Source organism: Streptomyces sp. URMC 126 (assembly GCF_051386555.1).
GTDB lineage: Bacteria > Actinomycetota > Actinomycetes > Streptomycetales > Streptomycetaceae > Streptomyces.
Genome location: NZ_JBPQTX010001342.1, coordinates 1 through 236, shown reverse-complemented (window position 1 = coordinate 236; position 236 = coordinate 1). Strand labels below are relative to the sequence as shown.

Here is a 236-nt window from a genome sequence, read left to right as displayed (position 1 = left end):
ACCATCGGCGCTGAAAGGCTTAGCTTCCGGGTTCGGAATGTAACCGGGCGTTTCCCTAACGCTATGACCACCGAAACCCTATCGGTTTCGAGCGAACAAGCACACTTTTCAATTAAGTGGTTCTGCTCTTACCGGCAACTGTTCGTTGCCTCAGAACTTACACAGTGGACGCGAGCAACTGAGGACAAGCCCTCGGCCTATTAGTACCAGTCAGCTCCAACCGTTACCGGTCTTCC

The 236-nt window shown here is 53.0% G+C and carries 1 rRNA gene; it reads right to left on the bottom strand.

Features of this window, described 5'->3' with window-relative positions:
* Positions 1 to 75 (bottom strand): 5S ribosomal RNA (gene rrf / locus ACSNOK_RS36195); the annotation flags it as partial.
* Positions 76 to 236: the final 161 nt, after the last annotated feature.